Raw genomic sequence first — 23228 nt, forward strand, 5'->3', positions numbered from 1 at the left:
CGGCTGTGAGCGATCCGGTCTTCCTCGTCGACGACCTCCCCGAAGGCGGCGAGTACGTCCTCGACGGCCCCGAAGGGCACCACGCCGCCGACGTCCAGCGCCTCGGCCCCGGCGAGACGCTGCTGCTCGCCGACGGCTCCGGCGGCCTCGCCGCCGCCCGCGTCGCCGCCGCCGAACGCGGCAGCCTGGCCCTGGAGATCCTCGAACGCCGCACCGTCCCGGCCCCCGAGCCGGCACTGACCGTCGTCCAGGCCCTGCCCAAAGGCGACCGCGGCGAACGGGCCGTGCAGATGCTCACCGAGATCGGCGCCGGTGAGATCATCCCCTGGGCCGCCTCCCGGTCCATCACCCAGTGGAAGGGCCCGCGCGGCGACAAGGCCCGCGCCAAATGGGCCGCCACCGCCCGCGAGGCCACCAAGCAGGCCCGCCGCGCCCACCTCGCGCGCGTCGCCGAACTCCACACCACCAAGCAGCTCCTCGCCCGGCTCAGACGGGCCGCGCAGGTCCTGGTGCTGCACGAGGAGGCGACCGTCCCCCTCTCGAAGGTCGACCTCGCCGCCTCCGGCGAGATCGCCGTCGTCATCGGCCCCGAAGGCTCCATCAGCCCCGACGAGCTCGCCGCCCTGAGCGAATTCGGCGAACCGATCCGCTTGGGCCAGACCGTCCTGCGCACCTCCACGGCCGGACCCGCCGCGCTCGCGGTCCTCCAGGCCCGCCTGGGACGCTGGTAATAGGATCGAGCGCATGACCGACCCTGACTGCCTGTTCTGCAAGATCGTCACCGGCGTCCTCCCCTCCACGAAAGTGCTGGAGACCGACCGGGTGCTCGCCTTCCGCGACATCAACCCCGACGCGCCGACGCACGTGCTCGTCATCCCCAAGGACCACTACGCGAACGTCGCCGAACTGGCCCGCTCCGACGCCGCCCTCGCCGCCGAAGTCCTCGCCGCGGCCGCCGACGTCGCCGCGGCCGAGGGCGTCACCGAGTCCGGCTGGCGGCTGCTGGCCAACTCCGGGCCGAACGCGGGCCAAGAGGTCTTCCACGTCCATCTCCACGTGTTCGGCGGCAAACCGCTCGGTCCGATGATCTCGGTCTGAAACATCCGGGCAGGGGCCGATTTCACGTTGTCCCCGCCCCCGGGCAGGAACTACCATTGACGCATGATCGAGCGGCCCGCGCGGCCGTGGTGCAACTCCTATGGGAAGCAGGTGGCGAACAGCCCTCAAGGGCGAAGCCTATGACCGACCGCTCAACGCAAACCGGCCAGATCACCTCGACGATCACCGTCGCCGACCAGCGGGCGCTCATGGCCCTGCTCGGCCGCGCGGACGAGAACCTCCGCTACATCGAACGCCGCAGCCCCGGCGTCGACGTCCACGTCCGCGGCGACACCATCACCATCACCGGCGTCAACGGCCAGGCCCACGCGACCGAACGACTCGTGAAGGAGCTCCTCGCCCTGATCGAGAACGGCGAGAACGTCGATCCCGACATCATCAGGCGCACCGAGAACATGCTCCAGGCCGCTCCCTCCGAGCGGCCGGTGGACGTGCTCACGCACAACATCGTCTCCAGGCGCGGCAAGACGATCCGGCCCAAGACCCTCGGCCAGAAACACTACGTCGAGGCCATCGACAAGCACACCATCGTCTTCGGCATCGGCCCGGCCGGCACCGGCAAGACCTACCTGGCCATGGCCAAGGCCGTGCAGGCCCTCCAGGCCAAGGAGGTCACCCGGATCATCCTGACCCGGCCCGCCGTCGAGGCCGGCGAGAAGCTCGGCTTCCTGCCCGGCACCCTCGGCGAGAAGATCGACCCGTACCTGCGCCCGCTCTACGACGCGCTCCACGACATGCTCGACCCCGGCTCCATCCCCAAGCTCATGGAGTCCGGCACCATCGAGGTCGCGCCCCTGGCGTACATGAGGGGCAGGACTTTGAACGACGCGTTCATCATTCTCGACGAGGCGCAGAACACCACGCCCGAGCAGATGAAGATGTTCCTCACCCGTCTCGGATTCGGTTCCCAGATCGTCGTCACCGGTGACATCACGCAGGTCGACCTGCCCGGCAGCACCACCTCCGGGCTGCGGGTCGTGCGCGAGATCCTCGACGGCGTCGACGACGTGCACTTCGCCCAGCTCTCGGCGCAGGACGTCGTCCGGCACCAGCTGGTCAGCGATATCGTGAACGCCTACGAGCGCTGGGACGCCAGGCGCGGCGACGCGGGGAAAGGGCATCGGGGAAACAGTGGGCATCGAGATCATCAATGAGTCCGGCCACGAGGTCGACGAGGCGGGCATCACCGCGATCGCCGGTTTCGCACTCACCGAGATGGGCGTCAACCCGCTCGCCGAGCTCTCGGTCCTGATCGTCGACCTCGAGCACATGACCGAGCTCAACCGCCGCTGGATGGGCGGCACTGGCCCCACCGACGTCCTGTCGTTCCCCATGGACGACGCCATGCCCGCCAAGCCCGACGCGGCGGAGCCGACCACGCCGATCCTCGGCGACCTCGTGCTCTCGCCCGACGTCGCCGCCTCGCAGGCCAAGGACGCCGGGCACTCCACCGCCGACGAGCTCCACATGCTCACCGTCCACGGAGTGCTCCACATCCTCGGATACGACCACGCCGAACCCGACCAGGCCAAGGAGATGTTCGGCCTTCAGAACCGGCTGCTCGAAGCCTGGCGTGCCGAACGCCCGGCCCCGCAGAGCGCGGAGAGTTAGGACCCGATGGGCTTCGCCTACACCCTGCTGGCCACAGCCGTCGCACTCATATTCGTCGCCGGACTCGCCGCCATGGTCGACTCGGCCCTCACCACCGTCTCGCCGGCCCGCTCGGCCGAACTCGCCGAGCAGCGCCGGCGCGGCGCCGCGGCGCTCGTCCGCATCACCGGCGACCTGCCCAAGCACCTGAACCTGCTGATCCTGCTGCGCGTCGCCTGCGAGGCCACCGCGATAGCGCTGGTCGCCGTCGTCGCCTTCCGCGCCTGGGACGCCTTCTGGCTCGCCATCGGCCTGACCGCCGCGGTCATGACCGTCGTGTCCTTCGTGGTCATCGGGGTGGGGCCGCGCACTCTCGGCAGGCAGCACGCCTACCCGATCGCGCTGGCCAGCGCCGGGCCGGTCTACCTGCTCGGCACCGCGCTCGGGCCGCTCGCGCGGCTGCTCATCCTCGTCGGCAACGCGGTCACGCCCGGCCGCGGTTTCCGTGAAGGCCCCTTCGCGACCTCGCAGATCGAGATCCGCGAGATGGTCGACGCCGCCGAGGCCTCGGGGACCGTCGACCACGACGAGCGCGACATGATCGAGTCGGTCTTCGCGCTCGGCGAGACCGTCGCCCGCGAGGTCATGGTGCCGCGCACCGCGATGGTGTGGGTCTCGGCCGAGCTGACCGCCGAGGAGGCCAAGCAGGTCGCGCTGCGTTCGGGCTTCTCGCGCATCCCCGTGGTCGGCGAGGACCTCGACGACGTCCGCGGCGTCGCCTACCTCAAGGACCTCGCCCGCCTCGACGACGCCGCGCAGCCGGTGGCCGAGGTGATGCGCTCGGTCTCCTTCGTGCCGGACTCCAAACCGGTCGACGACCTGCTGCGCGAGATGCAGACCGCCCGCACCCACATCGCGATGGTCGTCGACGAGTACGGCGGCACCGCCGGGCTGGTGACCATCGAGGACATCCTCGAGGAGATCGTCGGCGAGATCACCGACGAGTACGACGACGAGCTGCCGCCGGTCGCCTGGCTCGACGACCGCTCGGCGCGCGTCACCGCGCGGCTGGCGGTGGACGACCTCGCCGAGCTGTTCGGCGTCGACCCGCCCGAGGTCGACGTGGACACCGTCGCCGGTCTGCTCGCCCACGAGCTGGGGAAGGTGCCGCTCGCCGGGGACCGGGCCGTCCTGGCCGGACTGGAACTGACCGCGGAAGGTACCGTTGGCCGCCGCAACCGCATCGAGACGGTGCGCGTCAGTCGGCTGCCCGAAGCCGACGACACCGCCGGGTCCGATGCGGCTCCCACGAACGATGAGAGGCACAGCATCAATGTCTGACCTGACCGTCGACGCCCTCGACGCCGAGGACGCGAAACTCGTCACGCTCGCCCGAGGGGCGGCCGGGCGGGTGCAGCAGGCCACCGGCGCCGCTGTCCGCGACGGCATCGGCCGCACGTACGCCTCGGCGGCCGTGGACCTTCCGTCGCTGCGCCTGACGGCCCTCCAGGCGGCCGTGGCGCAGGCGTTCGCCGCCGGCGCCGACACGCTCGAGGCGGCCGTGGTCTTCGGCGCCGAGGGCGACGAGGACGGGGCCCGGGCCGCCCGCGACATCACCGCGGACGTGGTCGTCTACTCGGTGGTCCGCAAAGAGGTGACCCGCCTTGGGTGACAACGGGTTCCACGCTGGTTTCGCCTGCTTCGTCGGCCGCCCGAACGCGGGGAAGTCGACGCTGACGAACGCGATCATGGGCCAGAAGATCGCGATCACCTCCAACCGGCCGCAGACCACCAGGCACGTCGTCAGGGCGATCCTGCACCGGCCCGCCTCGCAGCTGATCCTCGTCGACACGCCCGGCCTGCACCGGCCTCGGACGCTCTTGGGGGAGCGGCTCAACGACCTGGTGCGCCAGACCTGGTCCGAAGTCGACGTGATCGGTCTGTGCCTGCCGGCCAACGAGAAGCCCGGCCCGGGCGACAAGTTCATCGCCAATGAGATCCAGTCGCTGCGCGCGAAGGTCGTGGCCGTGGTGACCAAGATCGACCTGGTGAGCAAGGATCATCTGGTGCGGCACTTGGCGAACGTGGCCGAACTGGCCGACTTCGCCGACGTCGTGCCGGTGTCGGCGAAGACCGGCGAGAACCTCGACGCGCTCGTCGACGTGCTCTCCGGGCACCTGCCCGAGTCGCCGCAGCTGTACCCGGACGGGATGATCACCGAGGAGCCCGAGCGGGTCATGATGGCCGAGCTCATCCGCGAGGCCGCGCTCGAAGGCGTCCGCGACGAGCTGCCGCACTCGATCGCCGTGGTGATCGAGGACGTCGAGGACGAGCAGAGCGACGGCGGGCCCCGCAAGAAGATCTGGGCCGAGATCTACGTCGAGCGCTCCAGCCAGAAGGGCATCATCATCGGCAAGCGCGGGGAGCGTCTCAAGCGCGTCGGCACGAAGGCCCGCAAGGGCATCGCGCAGCTTCTCGACAGCCGGGTCTACCTCGACCTGCACGTCCGCGTCGCCAAGGACTGGCAACGGGACCCGAAGATGCTCGAACGCCTCGGCTTCTGATCCGAGCCGCCGAATATGGCTCACGTGTGCGCATCGTATGCGCAAGAACGCTCACAAATGCGCAGTGACCCCCCTCACCGAACCCTCGCTTGCAGCCCGATTCCAACGTCATGTACGCTTAATACATCGACGCGGGATAGAGCAGCTCGGTAGCTCGCCAGGCTCATAACCTGGAGGTCGGTGGTTCAAATCCGCCTCCCGCTACCACGAAAGTCCAGTTGAGAGCCGGTTTCCTCGAAAGAGGGGACCGGCTCTTCTGCTTCTCGCTTGCCGTTCGCTTGTTGTGACTCCCCAGGATACCAACGTCGTCCCATGCCACCCTCTCAAGATCAAGTGGCATAAGAATCCAACAATCAGACTCTGTCAAACTCAGGGCAGGCCAAATCCTCCAAGAAACCCGGAGCGATTCAGTGGCCGGTGCCGCGAAAACACCGCCGCGGCCCGCACCGGGCGGCCCAGATCGCAGCACCGTCGAGCGGGCCATCGGCCGTCTCAAGTGCTACCACGGCGTCTCGACCAGGTTCGGCGGATCGGCTCGTCGACCGACAACGCTCTTGCAGAGTCGTCCAACGCCGGCCTCAGCGCGGCTGTGCGAACGCGGCGGCCATTGCGGCTTGGCGCGCGCCAGCGGCGTCGCTCGCAGCCAGCGCGATGCCGGCGAGGTTGCGCGCTTCGTCAAGCGTGTGTCGGGAGAGCATGTGACGAACGTCCGCGAGCGCGGCGGGCGCCATCGACAGACTCGTCGCGCCGAGGCCGACGAGCACGACGGCCAGCAGCGGATCCGCGGCGGCCTCGCCGCAGATCCCGACCGGCTTGCCCGTGCGGACTCCGGCGGCCCCGACCTCTCCGACGAGCCGCAGCACCGCGGGGTGCCACGGGTCCTGGAAACCGGCCATCGAGTTCAGCATCCGATCCGCGGCCATGGTGTACTGCGTCAGGTCGTTCGTGCCGATCGAGGCGAAGTCCGCATGCGCGAGGACGCGGTCGGCGAGCAGTGCGCTCGCCGGCACCTCGATCATGACGCCTGCGGTCCTCAGTCCGAACTCGCGGGCGAGCGCCGTGAAGTACGCCGTCTCCTCGACCGTGGTGACCATCGGTGCCATCACCCAGAGATCCGCGTCGGTGGTGGCGTCCGCCTCGGCGAGGGCGGTGAGCTGCTCGCGGAGTATGTCGTTGCTCGCTCGGAGTGCCCGCAGGCCGCGCAGGCCGAGGGCCGGGTTCTCCTCGTGCGCGTCGTTGAGGAAGGGGAGCGGCTTGTCGGCGCCCGCGTCGAGCAGGCGGACGACCACCTTCCGCTTCGGGAAGGCGTCCAGGAGCGCGCGGTAGGACTCTCGCTGCTGCGCGACCGTCGGCGCCTGAGCGGTCGAAAGGAACAGGAACTCCGTACGGAACAGGCCCACTCCCTCGGCGCCGAGCGCGACAGCGGCTGCGGCGTCCGTCGGCTTCCCCAGGTTCGCCAACAGGGGGACGGGAGTTCCGTCGGCGAGCGCGCCGGGAGCGAGGGGAGCCTCACTCGAGGCGAGCCGGGCGGTGGATCGTCGGGTCGCGCGTGCCTTCTCGGTGTCTGTCGGGTTGACAGTCACGAGGCCGGAGGCGGCGTCGACGATCACTGTGTCGCCGGTGTTGAGCGCTGCGGCGTCGGCGGCGCCCACGATTGCGACCATGCCCTTTTCCCGGGCGAGAATCGCCGTGTGCGAAGTCGGACCGCCGTCGATGGTGACGAGTGCGAGCACTTGGTCGAGATCGAGGATGGCCGTGTCCGCGGGCGCGAGGTCGCGGGCGACGAGCACGAAGGGGTGACCAGGGTTCGGAACTCCGGGCACTTCGACGCCTTGCAGCCGGGCGAGCACGCGTTGGAAGATGTCGTCGAGATCCGCGGCGCGCTCGCCCAGGTAGCCTCCGGCCGCTTCGAGTGTCGCCTTGAACCCGGCGAACGCGTCGTAAACGGCCCACTCTGCGATGGCTCCTCGGTTGATCCTGTCATCGACTTCGTCCAGGAGGGTCGGGTCCGCGGCGATCATCGCCTGAGCCTCGAGCACCTCCTGCGCGGCGCCGCCCGCGGCTTCGGCCCTGGCGGCCAATTCGTCCGCGACGGCCGTGATCGCCTCGCGCACTCGGGCGTACTCCGCTTCAGCGCCGAGAGTGCTCGTCGCGTACTCGGGGGCGGCCGCCGGTTCGACCATGCGGACGACCGGCCCCTGCGCGACCCCGAGCCCGATGCCCACCCCGCGCAGCGGGCTCGCGGGGCCGACTGTGGCGCTTGCGTCTTTCGGCTGTTCGGAAGGTGAGATGGTCATGGTGTCCGTTCGGGTGTCGACGATGGTGAATTCAAGACTTAGAAGGCCGGCGACTGTGCGTCTCGGTGGAGGGTTCAGTGCGCGGGTTGGCCATCGGAACGCGAGGTCTCGGCCAGGAACTCCTTGTGGCGGGCCGTCTCCGCCTCGATCTCCTCCGTCTGCTTGGAAAGCAGATCGCTCAGCGGCAGTTGCCGGATAACGGTGGAGAGTTCCGGTCGATGCGGCGCCGAGACGAGAACGGCCCGACTCTGGTCCGCTCCGGCCGTCGCCGGTGACGTCGAGTGCAGGGGGGTCAGCTCGAAGCCCGCGAGTGAGATGGGGACGTCAGTGGTGGTCATATGCCATATGGCCGCGTCGACCTTGCCGGTGCGGACCCAGGCGAGGGTGCGTGGAAAGGTGATGTCGACGTAGGTGTGGTGCTGCGGCGGGAACTCCGCCTGCGTGAGCACGACGTGGTCGGGCGAGTTGCGGTCGATCGCGATCACCCTCGGATGGCGGTCGCCTTCCCCCGACCGCCGCACGACCATGACCCGTGCAGGAGCGTAAAACGTTCCGGGGGCGAGCTCCTGGGTCAGTGAGCCGGCCGCGACCGTCCCCATGGAGGAGACGAGGTCGATCGTCGCCTTGGACACGACCGCGATGTCGGTCGCACCGGTCGCGGCGGCGAAGATGCGTGTGTGTCCACCGTGCGCGTGCTTGATCGCGTGAGCGATGCCGTTCTGGGTGAGCGTCTCCGCGAACATCTCGGCCAACACGTCCATTTCGATCAGGCCCGTCGGCGGCACCAGCAGTTGCACCGGGTCGAGACCGGCCTCATACCACGCTTCGCGCAGGTTCACCCACTCCACGAACCGGCCGAGGTGTCCGCGTGAGACCACGCCCACCGCATTGGACTCTCGAAGGTGGTTCAGTGCTCGCTGCAGGGTCCCCGCAGTGAACCCGTGCTGCGTCTGATACTGCAGGTTCGTCGGCAGAGCCACGCCAGGGCCTCCAGCGAGGGCATCTACGGTGATCGCCCGCACTGCCGAGCCGAGACCGTGCTTGCTCAACGCGAAGCGATTCGTCATCGTCGCCGCCTTCCGGATTTCGTGCGGTCCCCACGGTACTCACGTAGTTGTACGGGTCCAGTGCCATCACGGCGGCTCACGCAGCGCCGCACGCTGGCCAAAACATTACTCCAACTGTGGAGAATTGTCAAGCCCGTCTGTAGCCAGCCGCGATGGCGATATCCAGGCAAATTACACGCCGCAGTCGGCCTAGGTCGGGAGCAAGGTCGGCAGCCTGCTTGACAGTTCTCCGATTATGGAGCACACTGACTGCGGGGCGCCATCCAGGCGAACCGCCGAGAGCTCGTATGACAGGCGGAAACCTTGGGAGGATGCCCACCGCATGACAACCTGTTCTGCGGCATCATTCTCCAAAGATGGATTGAGGCACGATGGAGTGGCTGGGTTTGGCGGGCAAGGTGGTTGCGGTCACCGGCGGCAGTTCGGGTCTGGGGGAGGCGACCGCAGCGTCGCTGCTGGCGCAGGAAGCACGCGTCGTGGCCCTGGACGTCAATCCCGCTGCGACCGCTTCCGCCGTCGAGACGATCCACTGCGATGTGACGGAAGCGAGTTCGGTCCACGCCGCGTTCGAGCAGATCGCCTCCACCTATGGACGGCTGGACGTGCTCGCGAACTTCGCGGGAGTCAATCGCCCGGGCCTGCTCGTCGATTACTACAAGGCGGATGCTTCCAAGGAAGCCTCCGTAGAGCAGTTCGACCTGCAGGTCGCGGTGAACCAGAAAGGCCCGTTTCTCTGCGCGCAGGCAGCCGCTCGGATGATGATTGCCCAGCGAAGCGGTGTGATCGTCAACGTCAGCAGCGAGGCTGGAGCCGAGGGAAGCGTGGGGCAGAGCATCTACGCCGCGACCAAGGGGGCTCTGAACTCGTTCACGCTCTCCTGGGCGAAGGAATGGGGCAGGTTCGGCATCCGGGTGGTCGGCGTGGCGCCCGCGATCAACGAGCCCACGCCGATGGGCAACCCCGAACATGTCGCAGCGCTGGCTGCCACAAGAGGCATGGACGCGGACTCCGTCGAAGCCGACTACACCACCCGGATCCCGCTCGGTCGACCCGGTAGACACCACGAGATCGCCGACTTGGTGACCTATCTCGCGTCTGATCGAGCTTCCTACATCACCGGCACCACCATCGCGGTGACCGGAGGAAAGTCGAGAGGCTGAAACAGATGTCCGTACAGGTGCCGACAGCGATCGTGATCGCCACGCACGGCCGGTTCGGGGAGGAACTCCTGGCATCAGCGGAGCTGATCCTCGGCCCGATGGAGAACGTGCACACCGCATCCCTGCTTCCTGGCGAGGATCCCGCTGGATTCGCCGCGAAGCTGGACGCGCTGGAGGGGGTTGAAAAAGGGGGGATCATCCTCACGGACCTGTTCGGCGGAACCCCCTCGAACGTGGCGGCGGCGTTCGCGTCCCGTCACGGTCATCTCGTCATCAGCGGAGTGAATCTGCCGCTGCTCGTGGAGGTCGAGTCCTTCCGAGACCAACTACTCGAGGATCCACACGTTCTCGAGGACGTTCTTGCCGCCGGCAAGGACGGCATACGAAACATCAGCGCGCTCATGGCAGAAAGGAAAGGTTCGTGATCGAAGGCATCAAACTGGTCAGAGTCGACTTCCGTCTCATTCACGGCCAGGTGATCACCAAATGGAGCCGGACGGTCAACACCGATCGGATCGTCGTAGTCAACGATGAACTCGCCGTTGACGAGTTCATGGCGGACGTGTACGTGATGGCGGCCCCGCCCGACATCCAAGTCGACGTGTACGCGATCGGCGAGTTCGTCGAGCGGGTCCAGGCAGGTCAATTCGGCAGGGGCAACGTCCTGGTTCTGTTCAAGAGCATTGCGGACGCGAAGGCGACGCTGGACGCGGGGCTCGTGTTCCCCAATCTGCAGATCGGCGGACTGGGCAGCGGCGGCGGCAAGACGTCCGTGGTTCGAGGCATCTCAATCGACCGGCAGGATGCCGACCAGCTTGAGGCCATGCAGAGCGCGGGCAGCAACGTGACCTTCCAAGTCACGCCGGAGGAGCCTCAGCTTTCTCTCGACAAAGCGGTCAAGAAACTCAGATAAGGAAAGCACAGCATGCTCAGCGTAGCAATCTTCGCGGGGCTGTGGTATTGGTTCGTCAAGACCGACATCGGTTACGGCATCACCCACGCCATCCGTCAGCCTCTCTTCGTGGCGCTGCCCATCGGTCTCATAATGGGGGACCTCCAACAGGCGCTCATCGTCGGCGCCGCCGTTCAAATCCTCTACATCGGACTAGTCGCCGCGGGATCCAACCTTCCCGCCGACGACGCGCTCGCCGGCCTGATCGCCATCCCGCTCGCCTTGGCGACGGGGTTGTCACCGGAACTGGCCGTGGCGATCGCCGTGCCGATCGGCATCGCCGGGGTCTTCATCGACCAGCTCCGCAAAACGGTGAACATCATCTGGGTGCACCTGGCCGACCGGTACGCCGCGAACGCCAGCACTCGAGGCATCTTCCTCGCCAACTTCGTCTACCCGACGATTCTCGGCTTCTTCCTTCGATTCCCCATCGTCTTCTTCGCCGTCTACTTCGGCGCGGATGCGGTCGAGAGCGTGCTTGACGCAGTGCCCGAGTGGCTGCTCCACGGCTTCTCTGTCGCCGGCGGCCTGCTGCCCGCGCTCGGCTTCGCACTGGTCATCTTCGTCATCGGACGTCGCGACCTGCTGCCCTGGTTCTTCATCGGCTACTTCTTCGTGGCCTACAGCTCGATCCCGGTGCTCGGAGCCGCCATCTTCGGCGTCTGCGTCGTGCTGCTGATCGCCGGATACACCCGTTCTCGGAACGTGTCGGCCGTTGAGGCCGAGGAACGACCGAGTGCCGACGACCGAGCCGCGCACTCCCCGGAACCGGAACGAGGACCTGGCAACACCACGACCACGGACGCCGAGCTCGCCCCTGGTGCGGACGGCATCCCCACCCTGACCGAGAAGGACGTCCGCAAGTCCTGGTTCCGCTACTACCTGTTCGCGGAAACCGGCATCTCGTATGAGCGACTGCAGGCTCTCGGTTTCACGCACGGCCTGCTCCCCATTCTGAAGAAGCTGTACCCGAAGAAGGCCGACCTTTCCGCAGCGATGCAGCGCCACCTCGTCTTCTACAACACCGAGGCGGTCTTCGGCGCGCCGATCAACGGTGTGGTCATCTCGATGGAGGAGCAGCGCGCGCACGGCAAGCCGATCACCGACGACGCGATCACCGGCATCAAGACCGGCTTGATGGGTCCGATGGCCGGGCTCGGCGACTCGATCGACTGGGCGACCATGAAGCCGCTCATCTTCGCTCTCGCCGCGGCGCTGGGGGCGACCGGCAACATCTTCGCCCCGTTCATCCTGCTGCTGCTTCCCCTGTTCCAGATCATCGTCGGTCTCAATCTGGCGACAACCGGGTACCGGCAGGGGCGATCCTCCATCCAGGACCTTCTGCGTTCCGGACGTGTCAAGGAGCTCATCACCGGCGCCAGCACTCTGGGCCTGTTCATGATGGGCGTGCTGTCGGCGACCTACATCTCCCTCACCACGCCGCTCTCGTTCCAGTTCGGTGACGGGAACGAACCGTTCGTCGTCCAGGACATTCTGGACGGGCTCGCTCCGGGAATCCTGCCGCTGCTCGTCGTGCTCGGTCTGTACTTCACGTTGCGCCGCCGCAAGCAGAACCTCGGCCTGATCGCGCTGATCCTGGTCGCGATCGCGTTGCTCGGGGCCCTCGCCGGCATCTTCTAGGCAGCCAGGCGGGGACGCGACGACCGGCGTCCCCGCCGCCTTTCCCACACGCGACACCACCTTCTAAGGACCATCGTGAAAGCAGTGCATTTCGGAGCCGGCAGCATCGGACGCGGATTCATCGGCGATCTCCTGCACGAATCCGGCTACGACATCGTCTTCATCGACATCGATCCCGATCTTCTCGCCGAAGTCAACAGCACCGGTTCCTACGATTTCCGACTCATCGAGGACGACTACCGCACGCGCACGATCGACCGAGTGCGAGGGGTCTCCTCCCTGGAGAACCCTCTCGAAGTCATTGCAGAGATCGCGACCGCGGACATCATCACCACCTCTGTATGGGCCGACAATCTGAAGCACATCGCGCCCATTCTCGGTGAGGGACTCCGCGAACGCATGAGCCGCGGTGGAGCACGGGTAAGCGTCGTCGCCTGCGAGAACGCGATGCGCAGCAGCGAGGTGCTCCGCGCCCGGATCCTCGAACGCGCGGATATCACCGCCGACGAGCTCGACGCCGTCGCCACCTTCCCGAACACCGCAGTGGACCGGCTGGTGCTGGAAAGCCGCGACAACGGCAGACGCGTGCTCGACGTCGGCCGCGACCACGAGCTCGTCATCGACCGAACGGCTCTCGTCGACCCGCAGTCGACTCCCATCACAGGCGCCGTGTACACCGACGACGTCATCCCCTACATCGAACGCAAGCTCTACATCATCAACTGCGGACACGCGTGGGCCGGCTACATCGGCCACCTGCAGGGATACACCATCATGCAGGACATCTTCGCGAACGACGACCTCCGTGAGCAGATGCGCGCCGCCATGCGCGAATCCGCCGAGGTCATTCACCACAAGCACAAGTTCGACCCCGATTCCCTCGAGGAGTACATCGACTTCGCGATCAATCGGTTCCGCATTCCCGGGGTCATCGACATCGTGCCCCGTGTCTGCCGCTCCCCGATTCGCAAGCTCGGCACCGACGAACGCTTCATCGGACCGGCCCTGCAGGCCGTCGCCGCCGGAACCCCGTACGGGCATCTCGCCCGAGGGATCGCGGCGGTCTTCAGGTTCGACAACCCCGATGACCCGCAGAGCGTCGAACTCCTCGCCGAAGTCTCCGAGCGCGGCATCGCCGCCGCCGTCACCCACCGGACCGGGCAACCCCCGCAGTCAGCGCTTCATCAGGCCATCGTCGCCGCATATGAACAGGAGGACGCCTCATGAACGCCACATCGTTCGACATCCACGACGGCATCGCACTCCCGCTCGCCGTCATCGACATCATCCGCGCCAATCGCGATCACCTCAGTGAACTCGACGGCGCGGCCGGCGACGGCGACCACGGCATCAACATGGCCAAGGGCATGAGCCTCGCTCAAACGCGGATCGCTGCGGAAGAAGCCCGGGATCTGACCAACGGATTCGCGATCATCAGCGATGTGCTGCTGTCGCAGATCGGCGGTTCGATGGGCCCGCTCTACGGTGGATTCTTCCGCGGCATCAGCGTCGCCTCACGCGAGAAGGACGCCATCGACTCGGAAGCGTTCGGACAGCTGCTTGCGGAAGGCGTCCGGCGGCTCCGCCGCGTCACGGACGCGCAGGTGGGCGACAAGACCTTGATCGATGTTCTGGTTCCGGCGCTTTCCGCGTATCAGAACGCGGCAACAGCGGGCGCATCCTTCGGTGATGCATTGGCGGAGATGAACGGTGCTGCACAGGAGGGCCTGCAGAGCACCAAGGACATGGTCGCGAGGATCGGCCGATCAAGCCGCCTCGGCGAGCGCTCAGTCGGCCACCTCGATGCCGGTGCCGCCTCCTGCGCTCTCATCCTCCAGGCGATGAGCCGGTCCGCCGCGAACCTGTTGACGAAAGGAGACCACTGATGCAGCGTTTCGTGAACGATCCCGACCACGTTGTCGAGGACCTTCTGGCGGGATACGTCAAAGCCCATCCGGAGACCGCGATTTCGACCCGCAATCCGCGGGTGCTCGCCCTCGCCGATCCGGTTCCCGGCAAGGTCGGACTCGTGACGGGCGGCGGTTCCGGACACGAGCCGGCGTTTCTCGGTTACGTCGGACCGGGGCTCCTCGACGCCGCGGCGGTCGGCGAGGTCTTCGCGTCCCCGCCGGCGAAGGTGTTCTACGACGCTTTCGTGGAAGCCGACCAAGGCGCAGGGGTGGCCTGCCTGTTCGGCAACTACGCCGGCGACAACATGAACGTGAAGATGGCCGTCGACATGGCCGAGGACGACGGGATCGTGGTCAAGTACGTCGTCGCCACCGACGACCTCGCCTCCGCCCCGGCCGATGCGGTCTCCCGCCGGCACGGCATCGCGGGCGGCTTCTTCATGTGGAAGATCGCCGGCGCCGCAGCGGCAGAAGGCGCCGACCTCGACCGCGTCGTCGCCGTCGCCCAAGACGTCGTAGACCGTACCCGCAGCCTGTGCGTCGGATTGGAACCGCTGACCATCCCCGCTGTCGGTCAGCCCGGCTTCTCCATCACACCGGGAACGATGGAAGTGGGCATCGGCCACCATGGTGAGAACGGCATCCGCACCGAAACGTACACCTCCGCCGCGGACGCCGCAGCGATCATCGTCGAGGCGGTCCTCCAGGACTTCGCGTTCTCGGGTCCACGCCGACTGGCCGTGATGGTGTCGGGCCTGGGCGCCACCCCCGCGATGGAGCCTTACATCGTCTACGGCGCCGTGGCGTCAGAACTCGAAGCGCACGGTCACGCGATCGTCGAGTCCTATGTCGGCGATTTCGTCACCTCGCTCGACATGAACGGCGTCTCCGTCTCCGTCATCGATCTGGACGAGAACCTGCACCGGCTGCTGAAGGCCCCCGGTCGGGCCGTCGGCCTGCCCACGTACTGACGCAATAGGGAGTAAAGAAATGAAACTGCAATTGGCCTTGGACGTCATCGATCTGGATGACGCCGTGGCTTTCGTCCAGTCGGTCCGCGACTACGTCGACATCATCGAGGTCGGCACCCCGTTCGTCATCGACCGAGGCATGGCGGGCGTGAAGGCGCTCTCCGACGCATTTCCCGAGAAGGAAGTCCTCTCGGACGAGAAGATCATGGACGGCGGATACTACGAGGCCCAGCTCGGGTACGCCGCGGGCGCCCGCTACGTCACCGTGCTCGGTGTGACCGACACCCTCACCGTCGAAGCCTGTCTTCGCGCGGCCAAGGACTTCGGCGGTGAACTCGTGGCCGACATGATCTGTGTGACCGACATGCCCTCCAAGATCGCCGAGTTCGAAGCGCTGGGCGTGGACGTCCTGGCCGTGCACACGGGCGCCGACCAGCAAGCCGCGGGCCGTACCGCCATCGAGGACCTGACCCTGATGAAAAAGCACAGCACCAAGGCGAAGATCGCCGTCGCGGGCGGGATCAGCAGCGAAACGATTCACGAGTACGTCGCGCTGCAACCGGACATCGTCATCGTCGGCAGCGCCATCATGAACGCCGCAGACCCGGTCGAAGAAGCCCGTCTCATCAAGGCCGCGATGACGGCGGGAGGGAGAGCATGACGCTCGCCGGTGACACCCTGCAGCAGATCCTGCGGGAGCTCTCAGCCGACGCCGAACGCGTGGACGGGACGCAGATCGCAGCAGTCGTCGATCGGATCGCGCACTCCCGACGGGTGTTCATCGCGGGAGCGGGACGCTCCGGGTTCGCGGCTCGCGCGTTCGCGAATCGACTGGCGCACGTGGGTGTTCCCACGTTCTTCGTGGGCGAGCCGACGACGCCGCCGATAGCCGCGGGCGACCTGCTGGTGATCGGCTCGGGATCCGGGAAGACAACGAGCCTGGTCAGCATCGCGCAGAAGGCCCGCGAACTGGGCGCAAGTCTGGCAACCCTCACCATCCACCCGGAGAACACCATCGGTCAACTCGCCGATGTGGTGATCCGGGTCCCGGGAGTCACGGCGAAAGCCGACGAATCGGACTCGAGCCGCTCAGCCGGCATCCAGATGACAGGATCCTCCTTCGAGCAGCTCAGCTGGCTGATCTACGACACCATCATCATTCTGCTTCGCGACCGGACCGGCCAGTCCAACGACGACCTGTTCGCACGCCACGCGAACTTGGAGTAGTGCCGCGAGGTACGCCATCCGATTCCCTACAGGAGGAAACCCTCATGATCGAACGCACCGTAATCGTAAAATCCCGAGTCGGCCTGCATGCGCGACCCGCAAAGGTGTTCGCGAAGGCCGCTGCGGCGACCGGCTTCCCCGTCACCCTCAGCAAGGGCGAGGCGACGGCCAACGCGGCGAGCATACTCGCTGTTCTCGCCCTTGCCGTCGGTCACGGAGACACCGTCACCGTGAGCACACCGGACGACACCAAGGAACCTGAACTGGCCGCGCTGGCTGATCTTCTCGCCTCGGACTTGGAGGAGGCCTGACCGGATTCGAGGGTGTGGCGGGATGGGCAGGCCCGAGCGAGGTGCCAGGGCGGACCATGACGCGGCGTCGGACGTTTGGCCGTTCACCGGTCTCCTTCGGTGTCCGCGCGTCCGTGGGCTCGGATGGCGAGGCCCTCCCAGGCGGCCCACTCTGCGAGCCGCTTCTCGTATACATCGCGGACGACCGTCGGCGCGGCTGCTCTGAACAGCACTCGCAGGGGCGGCTCGGCCGAGTCGGCCACTTCGAGCATGGCGATGGTCTCACGGGTGCGCCGCCACGCGGTGGCGGCCGAAATGCCGAGCCCGGCCGCGAGGTCGGCGAATCGTTCGCCTTTGCGCAGGTAAGCGAGTGTGAGCAGGGCTTGCGCGCCGGGATCCAGGGCTCGCCACCTGGAATCGATGATCTTGTGGTGGGTGCGGATGAGGGCCGTCACGCGGGTCAGGGTCGTGGTGGACAGCGGTAGCGCGGCAGGGTAAAACAGCACGAGAGCTCTTGGTGGAGAAGGCGGTCGAGGTAGCGATCGCCGTTCTGCCAGGAGCTGTTCCGTTGCGGAAACGCAGGACATGCCGCCACGTCCTCAGAAACATGGGCCCCAACCGAATCGGGAGACGTTGAAACAGACTCAGGAGCTCATGCGGGGGAGCCCCGGTTCTCGTTCGTTCTTCGCTTGTCAGACCACTCGTGATCGACAAGGTCCCAGGGGTTCGCCCAGGTGCATGAAACGCTGTGTTTCCCCTGGTCAAGAACCAGTTTTCAGTTGGACTTCCTGCTCGCCCAGGGTCTTCGCAAATACGACAGGACCGGGCGCTCATAACCTGGAGGTCGGTGGTTCAAATCCGCCTCCCGCTACCAGTCGGAACCCCGGTCAACGTATCGTTGACCGGGGTTTTTCCATGGCCTGAAACGGCCCTGTCCGCGGGATGTCGGTGGGCTGGAGCCGGGTGGTGCGACGGGGCCCTGTGGAGGTGCGAGGGTATGAGTCTCCGGCTGGCGGCGTATGCCGTGTGCGTCGAAGGCGGGCGGGTGCTGCTCGCCAGATATGTCAACGCTGACGGCGCGGACCACTGGACCCTCCCCGGTGGAAGGGTCGAGCAGTCGGAGGATCCGTTCGACGCGGTGGTCCGGGAGGTCGCCGAGGAGACCGGCTGCGACGCCGTGGTCGAACGCCTGCTGGGCGTGGATTCCAGAGTGATTCCCGCGGCTGAGGCGCGCGGTGGCGCCGAGCACCAGAACGTCGGCGTCTTCTATCGGGTCCGCATCACCGGCGGTCGGCTCCGGCCCGAGCCGGACGGCGATGTCGCCGAGTCGGCCTGGACGCCGATCCCCGAGGTCGCCCGCACGCCCCGCGCATCGCTGGTCGACGTCGGCCTGGCCCTGTCGCGGACCCTTCCGGCGACCGGCCGCGTCGACCCTGTCCCGGTCGGCGGCCTGATCCGGCATTGAGACGCCATCGGCCCACCCGTCCGAGAACGGACTGGCGGTCACCAGGTGCTCGGCCGCGGTGCCTGCACGTCCAGCAGCCGATCATAAGGCCCGCTCGCACTGTCGGGGCTGTGTGCCAAGGTGGACGGCATGACGACCGCCGCGCAGCTTCGCAAGACCGCACTGTCCAATCCCGATGCGAGCGAGGGCGCCGACGAGGGGGCGAGGACCTTCGCCGTGGGTGGCCGAGTGTTCGCCGCACTGGACGCCGAGGGGCGTGTGCGGGTGCGCTTGCCGGACGGGGAGGCCGAGGACATGCTGGCCCAGCATGCGACGGCCGAACGCGCCGATGGCTTCGTGCGCCTGCCGATCGCGGACATCAACGGCCAGGCCCTGAACCACTGGGTGCGGCGCGCCTGGCTCGCGTGTGCTCCGCCGGACCTGGCGGCTGCGGCCGCCGCGGCCGAGCGGGCCGAGGCGGGAGCGGTCGGCGATCTGCCGAAGGCGATCGGCCGACCGGCCACCCGGGCGCTGGCGGACGCCGGCATCACCGCACTCGACCAGGTCGCCGAGTTGTCGGACGCCGAGCTCGGGGCGCTGCACGGCGTCGGGCCGAAGGCCGTGCGCATCCTCCGGGAGGCGCTCGACGCCCGTTGACGAACAGGCGGCCTCGTCGGGCCGTCAGATCCTGCCCTTGCGTTTGAGCTCGGCGATGCCCTCCTCGATCTCGCGGATCTTGGCCTCGCGCTCGGCGGCCGCGGCCGGATCCGCCTGCTTCCACAGCTCGTCGAGCTCGCGATCGGCGGCCGATCGGTTCGGGGCGCCGACCTCGGCGGCGCGCCACGCGAGCAGGTGCACCTCGCGCTCGCGGCCCGGGTCCCAGGCCAGGATCGACTCGACCCGGTCGGCGACGCCTCCGGCGCGCCTGGCGAAGGGGGCGACCTCCTCGACCGTCTCCTCGACGGTGCGGCCGCTCGTCAGCCGGGCCTGGAGGTGGGCGACGGATGCCGCGATCCCGCCGGAGACCACGGCGGCGCCCACGCCGAATCCGAGACCGTAGGCGATGTTCATGCCCAGGCCGTTCGGCGCGGCGAACGCGAACACCGCGGCCGTGGCGACCATGCAGATCGGATACCACCAGTAGCCGAGCCGCTCCAGCCGCCGGAACCAGGCCGGTTTCTTTCCGGCGAACCCATCGAGCGCCGCCTCCAGCCGCTCGGCGGCGGCGCCGACCCCTACTGGAGCGTCGGGGGCGGTGATGATCATCTGCCCTGACCGCTCGGTCCGGATCAGCCAGCGAACGTCCGCCATGGCGCTCTCCTCGTCGATACTCACCATCGTCTCGGACTCACGTTAGCAGCGCGGCCACGAGGAGACCCGGACCGCGCATCGCCGCCCCACTGCGGCGAGAGCCCCGGTCGACGCCGAGTCGACCGGGGCTCTCGCGGTATCGTCGGTCATTCCGCTTCGGGCACCGCCGCCGCGTTGAACGCGAGCAGTTCCCAGCTGTGGCCGTCCGGGTCGTCCACGGCGCGGTTGTAGAGCCAGCCCATGTCCTGCACGGGCCTGGGCTCGGTCCCGCCGGCCGCGAGGGCGGCCTCGACCAGGCGGTCGACCTCCTCCTTCGAGTCCGCGGACAACGAGTGGATCGACTCGATCGCGTCGGAGGCTATCTTCCGCGACGTGAACTGGGAGAACTGCTCGTGCGTCATCAGCTGCACGGCCACCGCCTCGTTGAAGACCACCTGAGCGGAGGTCTCGTCGGTGTACTCCGGGTTCGGCTTGCCGCCCATCGCCAGGTAGAAGGCCTTGCTCGCCTCCAGGTCCGTGACGGCCATGTTGATGAAGATCTGCGTGTAAGACATGATCACTCCTCGGTCAGTGCGGCCGGTCCGTCCGGCCTGAATCGAACCTACTGGCGCACCTCGGCGTCGGTCTTGTACAGAAGCGACAGAGCCTCGCCGCCGGTGAGCCGCTGCAACTGGGTGGCCCTGCGGCCGATGAAGCGGATCAGCGACCGCGCCAGGTGCGGCTGGTCGTGGTACCCGACCCGATGCGCGACCTCGCTCGCCGCCGTGCCCCGCCGCAGCAGCATCGCGGCCTGCCGCGCCCGCTCGATCTGCCGGATCGAGCCCTGCGTCAGCCCCGTGGCCGCGGCCACGCGGCGCTGCACGGACCGGGGCGTGACCAGCAGCGGCGTGTCCCCGGCGAGGACGTCGGCCACCAGCGGGTCCCGGACCAGCAGCCCAGCGCGGACCAGGCGGTCGACGAAGGTCTCCGCGTTCTCGTAGGTGGGGATCTCCCACTCCTCGCCCTCCAGCACGAAGGTGCGCGCCGTCGCGTGCGGGCTCGTCACGCTCGTGTCCACGAGTCCGGGGACGGGCAGGCTCCTCATGAACGCCCCGTGCCGGAAGACCACGCCGAGCGCGCCGCCCGGCCCGTCGTCCAGCGGCACCACCGTGGGGCGGGTCTCGGGACCGCGCACCGACACGTGGGTGGCGCCGCCGGACTTCCAGGCCGTGAGCTCCCAATTGGAATTGGCCACCGACACCATCCGCTGAGGCGCGGACGCGCCGGGCGTCCCGTCCTCCACCACCTGGTAGACCCGCTCCACATAGGGCGAGTCCGAGGGCCGGTGGTCCAGCCCCGGTATGCCGTCGAAACGGTCGAGTGCCACGCCTCACACCGTAGCGTGATGGCTCCTCGGCGGCATCGGCGCGAGCGACGACACGTCTACGTCCGAAGGCGTACTCGGCGTACGTCCGTGAGCGGACGAGGGGCCGCCCTCAGTTCCGGCTGCGCTCGAGGAGCGCGGCGCACCAGCGGAAGTGTCCGTCGCTGCCGTCGGAGGTGAACAGGTCGTAGGTCGTCAGGGCATAGACCCGCTGGTAGAGCCGCAGCGTCTCGGGGGAGTGGCGCAGCTCGGCGGCGAAGCGGTCGGTGAGGGCGGCGGTGTGCGCTTCGGCGTGGGGTCCGTACATGTCCCAGACGGCGGCGGTGACGGCGGCCTCGAAGGCGGGGTCGCCCGCGGTGGTGAAGAAGCCGAAGTCGAGGACGGCGACGGGGCGCCCGGTACCGTCGACGTGGATGTTGGGCGGCACCAGGTCGCCGTGAATGGCGGTGACCGGTGTGTCGGGCAGGGCCCTGAGGGCCTGGACGGTCCGCGCGAGGAGGGCGGACAGTTCGGGGACGTGAGCGGCGAGCAGCTCGCCGTGGCGCCCGGCGGCGCGCTCGACGAGGGCGGCGAGGGCCTCGCCGAAGCGTGTGCGGCCCAGCCACAGCGGGCGGTCGTCGCCCTGGACGGTCAGCCGCCGCATGGACTCGGTGCCGGGGACGGCGGCCAGGCCGCGCAGGACCGCCAGGAGGGCGTCGATCGTCTCGGGGGCGATGTCGCGGCCCGGGGACCGCAGGGCGGAGTCGGGGGCCAGCGGCGTCCCGCCCAGTGCGCGCTCGTAGGTGACCGCGACGCCTTCGACGTCCTCCACGTCCAGGATCCGCGGTGTGGCGAAGGGCGGCCGGTGGCGGGCGATGTCCTCGTAGACCCGGCGCATCGGCTCGAAGTCGCCGGGCGAGCGTCCGTGCCAGACCTTGGCGACCGTGTCGTCGTCGAGCCGGTAGACGGCGCCTTCGACGCCGGCCGCCAGGGGCCGGGCCGCGGGGTGGCCGCGGTTCGCGAAGTATCGGATCCAGTCCGCGGTGTGCCCTTGCCGGAAGTCGACCATGGGTGCATTACAGCCGCTCCGCTCCTCGCGCGCAACCGCATTCCGGGTCGTTGGGAGGGCGTTCGAGCCGCCGAGGGGCGAACGGCGAACGGCGTCGGGCTCCGCGCACGATGCTCCACAGTATTTTATGTGGGAAATGCGCAATCCCATTTCCGGTGGCGTGAGCGCTATGGTCGCGAGTGTTATTCGATCATTTTGAGGCGCATCGCAACGCTGTTGCAGGTGTTGTCCAGGGATCTGAGAGGTGCCGGTTCGCGCAGAAGTCCCGTTTTCTTGATGGGATAAGTCTGGTTTGTGCGCAAGAAATTTGACTGTGATCGGTACCACTTTTATGTTTATCCGAGAAAGTGCATCAGCACGGGTGACATGGCAATTGCGGCGTAGTAGTGTGTGGTGATCGTTGGAATCGAGGCGAACTCGCGACGGCGGCCGTTGCACCGGTTGGCCTGCAGGCGAAATGGTGGGGCCGCGATTCCAGCGAAGCACAAGAGGACATTCGAGAGCGCAGCCGACACCTCCTCGGTCCGCCCGAAGACCGACCGGTTCGCCTCCCCGGGACTTGCCCCCACGGCCGCGCGAGCGGCCTGCCCAGCGAATACGCGCCGGCGAAGCGGCCGGCGCCCACCACCAGGACGGACAGGACGGTGATCTCCATGGCGGGCAACCAGTCAGCGAACACACGATCCAGGTCGAACGAATATGCTCATCTTGCTCCGTTGTTCGAGGAGTTGGTGGGGTTGGCGGAGGGTGATCCGCGGCGGGCGGAGGTGCGTGAGGCGTTGGTGACGGGGTATCTGCCTCTGGCTGAGCATATTGCGCAGCGGTTTTCGGGGAAGGGGATCGCGCGTGATGATCTGGTGCAGGTGGCGTCGGTGGGTCTGATTCATGCGGTGGATCGGTTCGATCCGGGTCAGGGGGCGGATTTTCTGTCGTATGCGGTGCCGACGGTGATGGGGGAGGTGCGTCGGCATTTCCGGGATACGGCGTGGCCGATGCGGGTGCCGCGGCGGTTGCAGGAGTTGCGGTTGGCGATCAATCAGGGGAGTGCGGAGTTGGCGCAGGTGTTGGGTCGTCCGCCTTCGGATGGGGAGTTGGCNGAGCATTTGGGGGTGAGTGTGGCTGAGGTGGCGGAGGGTCTGGAGGCGCGGGCGGCGTATCGGGCGGTGTCGTTGGATGAGGCGCCGTTCGAGGGTGCGGAGCGGGCGTCGTTGGCGGAGTCGGTGGGGGTCGAGGATGCGGGGTTGGCGTTGGTGGAGAATCATGAGTCCCTCGTT

At 67.7% G+C, this 23228-nt stretch carries 26 protein-coding genes, 1 tRNA gene and 2 pseudogenes; 22 read left to right on the forward strand and 7 right to left on the reverse strand.

The genetic code is table 11. From position 1 onward, the window contains the following. Positions 1-5: 5 nt before the first annotated feature. The 8 genes from YWW_RS0122865 (at position 6) to YWW_RS0122900 (ending at position 5480) form a co-directional block, all read left to right on the forward strand. Positions 6-731, forward strand: a complete 726-nt coding sequence (locus YWW_RS0122865; RefSeq protein ID WP_026931924.1) for a 16S rRNA (uracil(1498)-N(3))-methyltransferase — start codon at positions 6-8, stop codon at positions 729-731. 13 nt (positions 732-744) lie between these two features. Then, positions 745-1098 carry an HIT domain-containing protein gene (locus YWW_RS0122870; RefSeq protein WP_026931925.1) on the forward strand — a complete coding sequence of 118 codons (354 nt, stop codon included), beginning with the start codon at positions 745-747 and terminating at the stop codon, positions 1096-1098. Positions 1099-1238: 140 nt separating this feature from the next. Beyond that, positions 1239-2273 carry a PhoH family protein gene (locus YWW_RS32475; RefSeq protein ID WP_051326216.1) on the forward strand — a complete coding sequence of 345 codons (1035 nt, stop codon included), beginning with the start codon at positions 1239-1241 and terminating at the stop codon, positions 2271-2273. Further along, on the forward strand, positions 2251-2730 hold the full coding sequence (gene ybeY / locus YWW_RS0122880) for an rRNA maturation RNase YbeY (RefSeq protein ID WP_026931926.1): 480 nt from the start codon (positions 2251-2253) through the stop codon (positions 2728-2730). The genes YWW_RS32475 and ybeY overlap by 23 nt, the downstream gene beginning before the upstream one ends. Before the next feature lie 6 nt (positions 2731-2736). Next, a complete protein-coding gene (locus YWW_RS0122885) occupies positions 2737-4050 on the forward strand; it encodes a hemolysin family protein (protein WP_026931927.1) in 1314 nt (437 codons plus the stop codon). Next, complete coding sequence (locus YWW_RS32480; RefSeq protein ID WP_035704931.1) at positions 4043-4381, forward strand: hypothetical protein; 339 nt, start codon at positions 4043-4045, stop codon at positions 4379-4381. Before YWW_RS0122885 ends, YWW_RS32480 begins: the two co-directional genes overlap by 8 nt. After that, entirely contained in the window at positions 4374-5273 is a 900-nt protein-coding gene (gene era, locus YWW_RS0122895) for a GTPase Era (RefSeq protein ID WP_026931928.1), read from the forward strand. The genes YWW_RS32480 and era overlap by 8 nt, the downstream gene beginning before the upstream one ends. Before the next feature lie 130 nt (positions 5274-5403). Next, positions 5404-5480, forward strand: a tRNA-Met gene (locus YWW_RS0122900). Positions 5481-5851: 371 nt separating this feature from the next. Here the strand turns inward: YWW_RS0122900 and ptsP are convergent. Next, the gene (ptsP, locus tag YWW_RS0122905) at positions 5852-7570 is read right to left on the reverse strand and encodes a phosphoenolpyruvate--protein phosphotransferase (RefSeq protein ID WP_081687697.1); all 1719 of its coding nucleotides are present in this window, start codon (positions 7568-7570) and stop codon (positions 5852-5854) included. A gap of 74 nt (positions 7571-7644) precedes the next feature. Beyond that, a complete protein-coding gene (locus YWW_RS0122910; protein WP_081687698.1) occupies positions 7645-8637 on the reverse strand; it encodes a YhfZ family protein in 993 nt (330 codons plus the stop codon). Positions 8638-9008: 371 nt separating this feature from the next. On the opposite strand from YWW_RS0122910, the gene YWW_RS0122915 reads away from it, so the two are divergent. The 11 genes and pseudogenes from YWW_RS0122915 (at position 9009) to YWW_RS0122965 (ending at position 16809) form a co-directional block, all read left to right on the forward strand. After that, positions 9009-9797, forward strand: a complete 789-nt coding sequence (locus tag YWW_RS0122915; protein WP_026931931.1) for a sorbitol-6-phosphate dehydrogenase subunit — start codon at positions 9009-9011, stop codon at positions 9795-9797. Between the two features lie 5 nt (positions 9798-9802). Next, entirely contained in the window at positions 9803-10222 is a 420-nt protein-coding gene (locus YWW_RS0122920; protein ID WP_026931932.1) for a PTS sugar transporter subunit IIA, read from the forward strand. Next, positions 10219-10710, forward strand: a complete 492-nt coding sequence (locus tag YWW_RS0122925; RefSeq protein WP_026931933.1) for a PTS sugar transporter subunit IIB — start codon at positions 10219-10221, stop codon at positions 10708-10710. Before YWW_RS0122920 ends, YWW_RS0122925 begins: the two co-directional genes overlap by 4 nt. Positions 10711-10722: 12 nt before the next feature. Then, a pseudogene (locus YWW_RS38080) lies at positions 10723-11433 on the forward strand (PTS mannose/fructose/sorbose/N-acetylgalactosamine transporter subunit IIC); the annotation flags it as partial. Positions 11434-11601: 168 nt separating this feature from the next. After that, a pseudogene (locus YWW_RS38085) lies at positions 11602-12390 on the forward strand (PTS system mannose/fructose/sorbose family transporter subunit IID); the annotation flags it as partial. 75 nt (positions 12391-12465) lie between these two features. Then, on the forward strand, positions 12466-13617 hold the full coding sequence (locus YWW_RS0122940; protein ID WP_051326217.1) for a mannitol dehydrogenase family protein: 1152 nt from the start codon (positions 12466-12468) through the stop codon (positions 13615-13617). Next, a complete protein-coding gene (dhaL, locus tag YWW_RS0122945; protein WP_035701794.1) occupies positions 13614-14276 on the forward strand; it encodes a dihydroxyacetone kinase subunit DhaL in 663 nt (220 codons plus the stop codon). The genes YWW_RS0122940 and dhaL overlap by 4 nt, the downstream gene beginning before the upstream one ends. After that, the gene (locus YWW_RS0122950) at positions 14276-15271 is read left to right on the forward strand and encodes a dihydroxyacetone kinase subunit DhaK (protein ID WP_026931936.1); all 996 of its coding nucleotides are present in this window, start codon (positions 14276-14278) and stop codon (positions 15269-15271) included. Before dhaL ends, YWW_RS0122950 begins: the two co-directional genes overlap by 1 nt. 19 nt (positions 15272-15290) lie before the next feature. Continuing rightward, a complete protein-coding gene (gene hxlA, locus YWW_RS0122955) occupies positions 15291-15932 on the forward strand; it encodes a 3-hexulose-6-phosphate synthase (RefSeq protein ID WP_026931937.1) in 642 nt (213 codons plus the stop codon). Next, positions 15929-16498: a 6-phospho-3-hexuloisomerase gene (gene hxlB / locus YWW_RS0122960; protein ID WP_026931938.1), complete on the forward strand. Its 570-nt coding sequence runs from the start codon at positions 15929-15931 to the stop codon at positions 16496-16498. Before hxlA ends, hxlB begins: the two co-directional genes overlap by 4 nt. Before the next feature lie 44 nt (positions 16499-16542). After that, the gene (locus YWW_RS0122965) at positions 16543-16809 is read left to right on the forward strand and encodes an HPr family phosphocarrier protein (RefSeq protein ID WP_026931939.1); all 267 of its coding nucleotides are present in this window, start codon (positions 16543-16545) and stop codon (positions 16807-16809) included. An 83-nt stretch (positions 16810-16892) separates the two neighbouring features. Here YWW_RS0122965 and YWW_RS38335 read toward each other — a convergent pair whose 3' ends face one another. Continuing rightward, entirely contained in the window at positions 16893-17294 is a 402-nt protein-coding gene (locus YWW_RS38335) for a helix-turn-helix domain-containing protein (protein WP_162145987.1), read from the reverse strand. A 491-nt stretch (positions 17295-17785) separates the two neighbouring features. On the opposite strand from YWW_RS38335, the gene YWW_RS0122975 reads away from it, so the two are divergent. Then, positions 17786-18253 (forward strand): NUDIX hydrolase, encoded by a 468-nt coding sequence (locus YWW_RS0122975; RefSeq protein WP_026931940.1) that lies wholly within the window; start codon positions 17786-17788, stop codon positions 18251-18253. 129 nt (positions 18254-18382) lie between these two features. Beyond that, entirely contained in the window at positions 18383-18889 is a 507-nt protein-coding gene (locus YWW_RS0122980) for a helix-hairpin-helix domain-containing protein (RefSeq protein ID WP_026931941.1), read from the forward strand. A gap of 24 nt (positions 18890-18913) precedes the next feature. Here the strand turns inward: YWW_RS0122980 and YWW_RS0122985 are convergent, their stop codons facing one another. From YWW_RS0122985 to YWW_RS0123000, 4 genes are all read right to left on the reverse strand, one after another. Beyond that, a complete protein-coding gene (locus YWW_RS0122985) occupies positions 18914-19543 on the reverse strand; it encodes a hypothetical protein (RefSeq protein WP_155830349.1) in 630 nt (209 codons plus the stop codon). Positions 19544-19689: 146 nt separating this feature from the next. Then, positions 19690-20097 (reverse strand): VOC family protein, encoded by a 408-nt coding sequence (locus YWW_RS0122990; protein WP_026931943.1) that lies wholly within the window; start codon positions 20095-20097, stop codon positions 19690-19692. 47 nt (positions 20098-20144) lie between these two features. Then, complete coding sequence (locus YWW_RS0122995) at positions 20145-20909, reverse strand: helix-turn-helix domain-containing protein (protein ID WP_211228665.1); 765 nt, start codon at positions 20907-20909, stop codon at positions 20145-20147. Between the two features lie 109 nt (positions 20910-21018). Beyond that, complete coding sequence (locus YWW_RS0123000; protein WP_026931945.1) at positions 21019-21954, reverse strand: aminoglycoside phosphotransferase family protein; 936 nt, start codon at positions 21952-21954, stop codon at positions 21019-21021. Positions 21955-22607: 653 nt separating this feature from the next. Between YWW_RS0123000 and YWW_RS0123005 the strand changes: the two genes are divergently transcribed. Then, positions 22608-23228: sigma-70 family RNA polymerase sigma factor (locus tag YWW_RS0123005; protein WP_026931946.1), on the forward strand; the 621-nt coding region annotated here is incomplete at its 3' end.

Origin of the sequence: Glycomyces tenuis DSM 44171 (assembly GCF_000427885.1) — a bacterium.
GTDB lineage: Bacteria > Actinomycetota > Actinomycetes > Mycobacteriales > Micromonosporaceae > Glycomyces > Glycomyces tenuis.